The organism is Cupriavidus sp. SK-3 (assembly GCF_000611145.1).
Classification (GTDB): Bacteria; Pseudomonadota; Gammaproteobacteria; order Burkholderiales; family Burkholderiaceae; genus Cupriavidus.
Map to the genome: position 1 here is coordinate 1 of NZ_JFJV02000079.1, position 1,054 is coordinate 1,054.

Annotated in this window: 1 protein-coding gene; it reads right to left on the reverse strand. The window is 55.1% G+C overall.

Annotated elements, in window-relative coordinates:
* Nucleotides 1–264 precede the first annotated feature (264 nt).
* Nucleotides 265–825, reverse strand: coding sequence for a hemerythrin domain-containing protein (locus CF70_RS08505; protein WP_035863033.1), 561 nt, complete (start codon nt 823–825; stop codon nt 265–267).
* Nucleotides 826–1,054: the final 229 nt, after the last annotated feature.

A 1,054-nucleotide genomic window follows, 5' to 3' on the forward strand; every position in this document is an offset into this window, starting at 1 on the left:
GAACTATGTATGTCAGGTTGGGGGGAATAACAATTGGGCGGTTCTTTTGCTTTCAATTCCTTGCATTTACTCGGTTCTTCGTTGACCGGCTTGGCCGCAGGTGCATCCAGCCGCGCCCGTCGGCAGCCGGCAAAAAAGGCGGCGTACATAGCTTGGTACTTATCGCGCTATACCAAGCCCCCGATCCCTGTGGGGGGTACTTACGCCGAAGCCATCCAGATAGCGGTGGTCAGTCAGGGGGGCGCAATGCCAATGTGCCTGGTCCTAGTCCTGGCTGGAAAGTCTCTCCTCACAGATTTGCTTGTGTAGCTTCGCGAAACGCTCTTGTACATTTCCCCCGAAGAGCGGATCGGAGCTCGCCGGAACGGAGGCGGCAACGGCCGCCCAATCCTCTTGTGTCAACAACTGAGCAGCGCGCGGCATTACGTGTCGCTCCTCAGTCGAGAGATGATTTCGGTAGTACACAAGGTACATGGCTGCGGCTGCCTCCAGAGCCGCGCACGAACTTATAACATCTCCCTCGGCTTCATTAAGGCGGTTTAAAAGCGCTTCGCCCACATTGGCAATCACACGATGCTCTTGCAGAAGCCGGTTAACCACAACCTGCATCCCGGGATCTCGCTCAATAAGCCGTGCATACGCGACATCCTCGCGAGGATGGTGAACGCAATCGCCAAAACTCCGCATGTAATAGACGATAGTCCCCATCAAATTGTAATTCGGCCGCTCTCCTCGGTGAAAGATGTCTACCTGCTCTTCCAAAAGGTCGAGCAGCCGAGCGAAATTGATGTGATCGGCATGCCATACGGCAAGTGAGTTGGCCATGGCGCGCTCCATGGAAATGGGTTAAGTTCAGGTTGCGTTCGAAGTCATATCGAACTCAATTCCCTCATTAAAAACAATACACTCTTCAATCCACAGACAGTGCTGATATAGATCAATAGATTGAATCACGGATCGCTTCTTCATGTAGGCCTGCGGCGCCGGCAAGGTCTGGCGTCAGCTTCAGCGCGCAGCGGCCGCCTATCGGCTCGAGAGGCGGGGGGGCGGGGGG

What these genes read in the sequence shown, in the direction of transcription:
- CF70_RS08505 (WP_035863033.1), bottom strand. Translation starts at nt 825, where the DNA reads ATGGCCAACTCACTTGCCGTATGGCATGCCGATCACATCAATTTCGCT.